Source organism: Chamaesiphon sp. OTE_75_metabat_556 (genome assembly GCF_031378165.1).
Taxonomy (GTDB): domain Bacteria; phylum Cyanobacteriota; class Cyanobacteriia; order Cyanobacteriales; family Chamaesiphonaceae; genus Chamaesiphon.
On record NZ_JANNDR010000466.1, the window covers coordinates 1 to 8683 of the forward strand.

The 8683-nt window shown below is 44.4% G+C and carries 5 protein-coding genes and 3 pseudogenes; 3 read left to right on the forward strand and 5 right to left on the reverse strand.

Annotated elements, in window-relative coordinates; translation table 11 throughout:
• The 3 pseudogenes from RMO27_RS23980 to RMO27_RS18970 all read left to right on the forward strand — a co-directional run.
• A pseudogene (locus tag RMO27_RS23980) lies at window positions 1–154 on the forward strand (HlyD family secretion protein); the annotation flags it as partial.
• 120 nt (window positions 155–274) lie between these two features.
• Window positions 275–1857, forward strand: a pseudogene (locus RMO27_RS23985) (MDR family MFS transporter).
• Between the two features lie 134 nt (window positions 1858–1991).
• Window positions 1992–4808, forward strand: a pseudogene (locus tag RMO27_RS18970) (cation-translocating P-type ATPase).
• A gap of 105 nt (window positions 4809–4913) precedes the next feature.
• On the opposite strand, the gene RMO27_RS18975 reads toward RMO27_RS18970, so the two are convergent.
• The 5 genes from RMO27_RS18975 to RMO27_RS18995 all read right to left on the reverse strand — a co-directional run.
• Window positions 4914–5288 (reverse strand): abortive infection family protein, encoded by a 375-nt coding sequence (locus RMO27_RS18975; protein WP_309735429.1) that lies wholly within the window; start codon window positions 5286–5288, stop codon window positions 4914–4916.
• Between the two features lie 680 nt (window positions 5289–5968).
• Complete coding sequence (locus tag RMO27_RS18980) at window positions 5969–6283, reverse strand: DNA-binding transcriptional regulator (protein WP_309735430.1); 315 nt, start codon at window positions 6281–6283, stop codon at window positions 5969–5971.
• Window positions 6255–6650 (reverse strand): type II toxin-antitoxin system RelE/ParE family toxin, encoded by a 396-nt coding sequence (locus RMO27_RS18985; RefSeq protein ID WP_309735431.1) that lies wholly within the window; start codon window positions 6648–6650, stop codon window positions 6255–6257. Before RMO27_RS18985 ends, RMO27_RS18980 begins: the two co-directional genes overlap by 29 nt.
• A 134-nt stretch (window positions 6651–6784) precedes the next feature.
• Entirely contained in the window at window positions 6785–7009 is a 225-nt protein-coding gene (locus RMO27_RS18990; protein WP_309735432.1) for a hypothetical protein, read from the reverse strand.
• A 346-nt stretch (window positions 7010–7355) separates the two neighbouring features.
• Window positions 7356–8683: FUSC family protein (locus RMO27_RS18995; protein WP_309735433.1), on the reverse strand; the 1328-nt coding region annotated here is incomplete at its 5' end.

Consider the following 8683-nt stretch of genomic DNA (forward strand, 5'->3'; position numbering starts at 1 on the left):
CACCTTCGCACCAACTCCCGATCACCCTGACAAAGGTTATGTCGCACGTACTTCGCCCGCTTCTGGTGCACACTGGTCCTGATTACCACCAGATAATGCCACTGGCAACTTTACCAAAGTTGTCCAACGAATTCCAGTCAAAATTGTTTTAGATCCTTAAAGTATTCAGGGCTATAACGCTCGAATTGCCCCAGGGATGTCGGCGGAAGTCACGATCGAAGTTGACTAAATAACTCCATTGCCGATCGTTAATTAACCATACAGAGTTCAAATTGTGGCAAGTCCCAGTGCAATTATTAACCAAAACCCACCAGATTATGTGCCGCTGAGAACCTGGATTGGGGTTTCAGCTAGTATGCTGGGTGCGTTTATGGCGGTGCTAGATATTCAAATCACCAACTCATCATTACAAGATATCCAAGCAGCTTTAGGCGCAACATTGAAGGAAGGTTCGTGGATTTCTACCGCCTATTTAGTAGCAGAGATTGTGGTAATTCCCTTGACTGGTTGGTTATCACAAGTATTCTCAATTCGTCAATATATTTTAGTAAATGCAGCGTTATTTATTTTCTTTTCAGTTTGTTGTGCTTCTGCCTGGAATTTGCCCTCAATGATTACCTTCCGTGCTCTCCAAGGGGCAACTGGGGGAATTTTGATTCCGATGGCATTTACGAATATGTTGATTAGTTTACCGCCATCTAAACAACCGATCGGCATGGCATTATTTGGAATAACAGCTACCTTTGCACCCTCGATCGGGCCGACACTAGGCGGATGGTTGACAAATAATTTAAGTTGCATTATATCTTTTATTTGAATGTCATTCCTGGACTATTATTACTTGCTGGTGTTTGGTATGGAATCAAACAACTACCACCTCAACCAGAATTACTCAAACAAGGTGACTGGTGGGGAATTGGCTCAATGGCGATCGGTTTAGCATCATTACAAATTGTATTGGAAGAAGGTGCTCGCAAGGATTGGTTTAGCTCATTATTTATTGTCAGTCTCGGCACGATCGCCCTAATTTTCCTGTCAATCTTTTTCTGGATTGAATTAACTCGCAAGCAACCATTTATTAATTTGCGACTATTACGCAACCGTAATTTTGGTCTGGCTAGTATTATCAATATATCAATGGGGGTGGGAATGTATGGTTCAATTTATCTCTTACCTTTATATCTAGTCCAAATTCAACAATACAATGCTCTCCAAATTGGTGAAGTATTAATGTGGGTCGGATTACCGCAACTATTCCTAATTCCATTTGTCCCCAAGATTCTTCAGGTATTTGATACCCGATTGGTGATTGCAGTGGGGGTAAGTTTATTTGCGATTAGCTGTTTTATGAATTCGGATCTGACTAATCTGACTGGAATCGATCAATTACGTTGGTCGCAATTAGTCCGAGCGATGGGACAACCACTAATTATGGTGCCCTTATCTGGTGTCGCCACAGCGGGTTTACCTGCGTCTCAAGCTGGTTCGGCGAGTGGGTTATTTAATATGATGCGAAATTTAGGTGGTTCATTTGGGATTGCAATTTTGGCAACTTTATTAACTCAGCGGGAGCAGTTTCACTCCAATCGATGAGGCGATGCTGTCTCGTTGTACAATCCGGCAACTCAACAGCGGGTGGATGAATTAACTCAATTATTCGTCGGCCAGGGAGCCGATCTAAATACAGCCCAGGCGCAGGCATTTAGATCGATCGCCAGGATCGTTAGTCGGGAGTCTTATGTGATGGCTTTTAATGATTGTTTTTACTTTATCGGCTTTGCATTGCTATTAAGTGGTGTGGCAATTATATTCATCGAGAAAGTCAAGAATGATGGCAGATCTATTGCGGCTCATTAAATTAATTATTCAGTTTTTGAGATCGATTCAGTATCGTTGCCACTATTTGGCAGCTAATAAATGATTGGTTGTAGACCTTCATAATTGGGATTGTTTAGACATAAATTTATACTGCAAATATTTTAAATCTAATTATGACCTTATCCTTATCAACTCGCCCTAAAACAAGCAAGCTGCCAGTAGTTAACGAGCTAAAACCTACTTGGCAGACGCTGACTATTGCTCAGACATTGACACAACTCGAAACAGACGATCGAACGGGTTTAACCGATCGACAAGTAATCGATCGACAGCAAGAATTCGGTGTAAATGAATTAGTAGCAGCGGCTAGTCGGCAATGGTGGCAGATTCTCCTCGATCAATTTACCAATATTATATTGGTAATGTTGATGGTTGTGGCGGTGGTTTCGGGCATTTTCAACTTTATGGAAATCCAAGCGGGAAAGACGAGTGGATTGCCGTTTAAAGATACAATTGCAATTCTCTCGATCGTCATCCTCAATTGAATTTTAGGTTATTTCCAAGAAAGTCGCGCCGAACAAGCATTAGCCGCACTCAAACGGATGGCTGCACCTAAAGTAAGAGTATTGCGCGATAGTAGAATTAGCGAAATTGAAGGTAAGGAATTAGTACCTGGAGATGTAATTCATCTCGAAGCTGGCAATCAATTAGCCGCAGATGCTCGCCTACTTGAATCAGTACAACTCCAAATTCGAGAATCCGCGCTGACAGGCGAAGCCACGGCTAGTAGTAAAACTGCCGACACAGAATTAGCCGCTGACACACCTTTAGGCGATCGAGTAAACTTAGTTTACCAAGGCACTGAAATTACCACTGGGCGGGGTATTTCTGTTGTCACCGCCACCGGAATGAATACCGAACTCGGCAAAATCGCCGCGCTATTGCAAGGTGTAAAAAATCAACCGACTTCACTCCAACAACGACTGAATCACTTGGGAAATGTGTTAGTTGGTGGCGCATTGGTAATCGTCGCTCTGACAATTATCGGGGGCATGTTGCCCGATTTGCTTCGAGGCTCCTTCAATCTAGATACCTTGAAAGGATTAGTCAAAACATCCCTGAGTGTCGCCGTAGCAGTCGTACCCGAAGGATTACCCGCCGTCATTACCGTCACCCTAGCAATGGGTACCCAGCGGATGGTGAAACGCCAAGCTCTAATCCGCAAACTCCCTGCGGTAGAAACCCTCGGCGGGGTGACGATTATTTGTTCTGACAAAACAGGTACACTCACCCAAAATAAAATGGTGGTGCAACAGGTAGCTACCTTAACGGCTGAATATCAGATTGGGGGCGAGGGCTACATTCCCAATGGGGATTTTAAAGTTAATGGTAAACCGATCGAGCCACTCGCAGATCCCGCTTTAAAAGGTTTACTCTGGGGCTGCGCTCTCTGCAATGATGCGGTGTTGCAGTATACGAATAATCAATGGAAGATTTTGGGAGATCCGACAGAGGGAGCTTTATTAGTACTCGCCCACAAAGCCGGAATTGAAGCTACCGCTCAAAGTTACCCACGCATCCAAGAATATCCATTCGATAGCGACAGGCAGCGGATGAGCATTATCTGCGAACAGTCCCCATATTACCTATTATTTGCCAAAGGATCGCCCGAATCAATCCTCGATCGATCCACCCATACTCTCGTCGCAGATCGGTATGTCGAATTAACTGAAATCGATCGCCAAAAAATTCGTGCCCAAAATGCCAGTCTAGCGAGTCAAGGGCTGAGAGTCTTGGGTTTCGCCTATCGGTATTTCCCCCACCTTCCTGACGCAGATAAAGCCGAATCAGAGTTAATTTGGGTAGGTTTAGTCGGAATGCTCGATGCGCCGCGTCCCGAAGTTCGCGCTGCTGTCGCTACTTGCAAAACTGCGGGAATTCGGACGATGATGATTACCGGCGATCATCCTCTGACTGCGATGGCGATTGGCACCGATTTGGGCATCACTCAAACCGATAGCCAAGTAGTCAGCGGCAATGAAATCGCTCAGATGGATGATGCAACTTTGGCGCAAACGATCGATCGAGTCAGTGTCTATGCCCGTGTTGCTCCCGAACATAAATTACGCATCGTCAAAGCCTTACAACAACAGGGCGAACTAGTCGCCATGACAGGCGATGGGGTGAATGATGCCCCCGCATTAAAACAAGCAGATATCGGCATAGCGATGGGGATTACGGGTACGGATGTCAGCAAAGAAGCCAGCGACATGGTGCTATTAGATGATAATTTTAGTTCGATTGTCGCCGCAGTTGAAGAGGGGCGGATTGTCTACACCAATATTCGCAGGTTTATTAAATACATCCTCGGCAGCAATATCGGCGAAATCCTCACCATCGCCGCCGCTCCGCTAATGGGTTTGGGTGGTGTGCCGCTCTCACCCTTACAAATCCTATGGATGAATCTAGTTACCGATGGCGTGCCCGCGCTGGCTTTAGCATTGGAGCCAGGAGAGTCGAACGTGATGCAGAGAGAACCATTTCAACCTAATCAAAGCATTTTTGCCAGGGGTTTGGGAGGATATATTATTCGGATTGGATTAGTGTTTGCGATCGTGACGATCGGGTTGATGAAATGGGCTTTCGATCGAACTCACACAGTCGATTATCCTGGCGATCCCGATACCTGGAAAACGATCGTCTTTACCACCCTCTGTATCCCCCAAATCGGTCATGCCTTGGCTGTACGCTCTGTCAATAAACTGGTTATTGAAATTAATCCATTTAGCAATCCACTGTTGTTATGTGCGATTTTGGGTACAATTCTGTTGCAGTTGGCGGTGGTTTATCTCGCTCCATTGCGATCGTTTTTTGGGACTCATCCGTTGAGTTTATTTGAACTGGGAGTCTGTTTTGGTTGCAGTTTACTGATATTCGCCTGGATTGAAGGGGAAAAGTTATTTGTGCGGTGGTTTCGATCTAAACAATGATTAACCAAAGAAGAAATATTGTCCTGATCGATGGTTATCAGCACATTTGCGACTCGATAAGCGGCTTTGTTTATTCCACTGCAACAGGTTTGTTGTATTTGTTTCCTAATTTGCAGTGTTTCGATGCTCATAAGTGTCAAGTAAAAAAGCGCACAAAGTAGTTCCAGAAACAACAACAAGCCTAGCATGACGAGAGGTAAGCCCTTGGGATTTTTGCCCTTTACCGTGACCAGAACCATACAGATTTCTTAGTTCTGCTATACCGACAGCAACAGAGCCAAGATTACTCAAGACTTTTTTAATTATTTCTGCACCTTTTCTAGAGCTGTCCACATCATCTGGAGCCAGTTCTAAAACTTTCTGAACCTGTTTCAGCAGTTTTGGTATGTCATCCTTCTTGTCATCATAGACTAGATTACATCCGTTCAAAATTGTTTTAAGTGTAGCTTCAATCAGTTCTTTAGTTGAACCAATTGCCAAAGATGGATCGGTTTCAATTGATGCGTTAATGCGATCGACATATATATAAATGTTCTGTATCTAGACCAACTGTTGGAATCGTATCTACTAATGCCGCGTCTAATCCTTGTGAAACTATACGTCCACGATCATATGTGTATCCATCTTTTTCTAGATATTGAATAAGCTTTTGCTTGCCGTCCTCAGATGTCGCGGGGATTTCAGCCAAGATATCTTCATAAGCATCAAGTATCCGACGCACATCTTGAGATTTGCCCCAGTCTATAGAAGCGTAATAACACGCTACAAGTGACCTACGCTGCCCACTCGGCAGTCGATCTTCAGGGAGGGATATGGATTGTACATTGTGATCGTCAAAGAGATCACTAATTGTCCGAAGTGTCCATCCAACAAGCCATTCTTGGAACTCACGTTGTGTTCTCCTACTAATCAATTCTCGTGGCATATTCAACAGTAAAGCTTCGTTTATAGCAATGTATGGTGGTCACTTCCCAACAATTAGGTTTCAGGCATAAATATTGATGTTATCAATATTTATGCTGGCCTACTTATTAGATTTTATTCGATCGCGGAGCGTCTCTGGAAGAGAATCGACAGTAAGTAGGATGGGAAGTTCGCACTATCTAGATTTCAGGCATTATCTAGTTAATAAATAATTGAACTAACTTACTTACAGCACTTTAAATCATGCTATCTAGCCCACGTTTCTCAACCAAGTGCAATAGCTTGAGAGCGGTTCCTGTCGGTCGCTTTTGTCCAATTTCCCACTTCTGAACCGTTGACAAACTTGTATTCAGAATCGCAGCAAATACCGCCTGACTAACATTCGATGTTTCTCGAATTTGTTTGATTTTTTCAGGCTCTAGCGGTTCGACTGGTGATAAGCACATTCGATCGAATTCACGTAGTGTAACTCGATCCATTACTCCCACTTTATGCAGTCCCTTAGCTGTCTCATGAACAGCTTCAAGAATCGCCGATTTTTTCTTCCGCATCGCAATCTATCTCCATTAATTCGTTATCATCTTTTGCCAGATCGAGAGCCTCTGATGTGAGTGACAACAATTCTGTCGCCAGTTTTTTCAAGGCTTCTTCTTCATTCTTATCGATGTTGCTGCGCTCGTTTTTTGGAAAGCCATAAATGAAAACCCAGCGGTCTTCTTTATTGGTTGCAATCAGTGTGCGAAAGCCACCACTTTTTCCTTGACCAGATCGTGCAATTCGCTTTTTTACCAGTCCGCCACCTAGATCTGCATCATAGAGTCCTGCTGTCATCTCGCGCACAGCAGCACAGAGACTAAGATCATCCAGTCTTTGCTTGTGTGCCCAACGGTTAAACCATCGAGTTTTATAAATTGCCATATTACTCTCTTTTATCTTTTATAGCACTTAGTGATACAAAAGACAAGTCTAATCGATCGCGGAGCGTCTCTAGAAGAGAATCGGCAGTAAGTAGGGTGGGTGGGAAGCCAACGATTTTAAATGTTGCAGATATATCATTCTAGTAGCTTAATTGTAACGCTACCACCTTCCACCGCTTGAATGTGCAAATCGTAGCCGTAAAGCAAACTCATTCCAATTAGAGGATCTATTTCAGCTTCATTAATGGGAATGTCACGATATTCTCCATCCCAGATGACTTTAGCAGCATAGACCTCGAAGGTTACTTCACTGCCATCGCCCAGTGTGCCTCGATCGATCCCCCTCCAAGACAAATTCAACTCGATAATAATTTCACTTGGTAGACTTAAAAAGCTAGTATACCCAGTGTCTATGACAGCAGTAATCAGTTTTGTCTAACGACTCTCATTAACAATAACCAGCGAAATTGTTGCCTCACGGTTTCTACTTACTACGCCGTGAATCATACTGTTTTTTTGAGGCGGCGTGAACCAAATCGATCGACTACTCGATGTCCGATCCGAACTATCCAGGGTTGTGCAGCTGGGAAACGATCAAAGGCTTAGTTGCCCCTTTGGAGAATCGAGTTATTAAATACTATTCTCTAACGAAATAATTGATGTCAAACGTGGTGTGACCCCTAGTACCGCCCTGCGACTAGCTGGTTTAAATATTGCCAGCAAGTTTTAGTCGGACTATCGCTGAGTGCATCGCCAACAACCGCCGCACAATTTGGTCGATCTCCAAATCGAGAATGCTATAGTCGATGACTGCTTGACGAGTTGGGGTATTGCCTGTATCGATTTCTAGCTCGCTCATTCGGGCTGTTCGCAATGCTTGTAAGTGTGGTTGAATTCTTTGCAGCATTGCGTCCAAATCGGGCAGAGGTGGTGGGATAATCTCCTGCTCAACTGCATCAGCCAACTGCTCTAACACTAACGAAATTTGGCGGACAAAGGTTGCTAATTCAGGTAATGGTACTGTCAATCTAAAGTGTTCGAGATGTGCGGCTAAGACTGTGATGGCACTGGTAAAACGTCCCAAATATACGAGCAGCGTCATCCCTGGTTCGACTAATTCTGGGTGCATTTTCGGTTCGCGGAGCAATCCTTGGAATGAGGCTTGGGCATTGCCGATTGCTATTCCAGTTTGTCGCCGCTGGGCGATAATCTTCGCGTCATATGCCTCTATTCCCTGGTAAACAGCCATCACATCACTAAAGTAGGTTTGGGACTCTCTCAGGGCAGTGGCGAGTTGACTGGGAAACCTGTCGCGTTCCCAATTCGGCCAGATCAAGTAATGACTGCCAAACGCCAATCCCGCGCCAATTAAGGTATTCAACACGCGAATCTCGGCAAATTGCCAACCTGTAGAATTACTGTTATCGGTAATCAGCAAGATAAATATCGACAAGAACACCACTGAATAGCCATAGTTGAAACCAATTAGGGCAACGCCAAAAAATACTGTGATAACAATAATCACGTCTAAGATCGGCTTACTGGCGATTGTCGCCAGGATGACAGCAGCTACTACCGCTCCCAAAATTGTCCCACCAACTCGCTGAAAAAATCGCTGAAAAGTTGCGCCCAAGTTCGGTTTGAGGACTAGCATCGTGGTGAGCGTAATCCAATACCCCATTGGTAAATTGGTGATGCTATACAAGATTACACCCACACTGAGACTGACTCCCAGGCGAAGTGCGTGGCGAAAGATGGCCGATTCTAAGGTGCAGTTTTCCTTGAGTAAACTTAATAGCGATTGCCGTTCGGTTTTAATTAATAGCAGTGGCTCGGCATGACGTTGACTGGTGTTGCCGGATTCTAGTAGCGATTTAGCAGACTGAGCGGTATATTGTAGTTGCTCGATCGGTTTGGCGATCGTTCTGACTAAGCTACCTAGTGCAACAACCTGTGTGTAGTCTGTTTCCATCCCCGCGCTGGACTGTTTTAGCGCACCCCGCAGCAAATTTTGTCGTTCTTTCAACGCCTCAT

What these genes read in the sequence shown, in the direction of transcription:
- RMO27_RS18980 (WP_309735430.1), bottom strand. Translation starts at nt 6,283, where the DNA reads ATGCGGAAGAAAAAATCGGCGATTCTTGAAGCTGTTCATGAGACAGCT.
- RMO27_RS18985 (WP_309735431.1), bottom strand. Translation starts at nt 6,650, where the DNA reads ATGGCAATTTATAAAACTCGATGGTTTAACCGTTGGGCACACAAGCAA.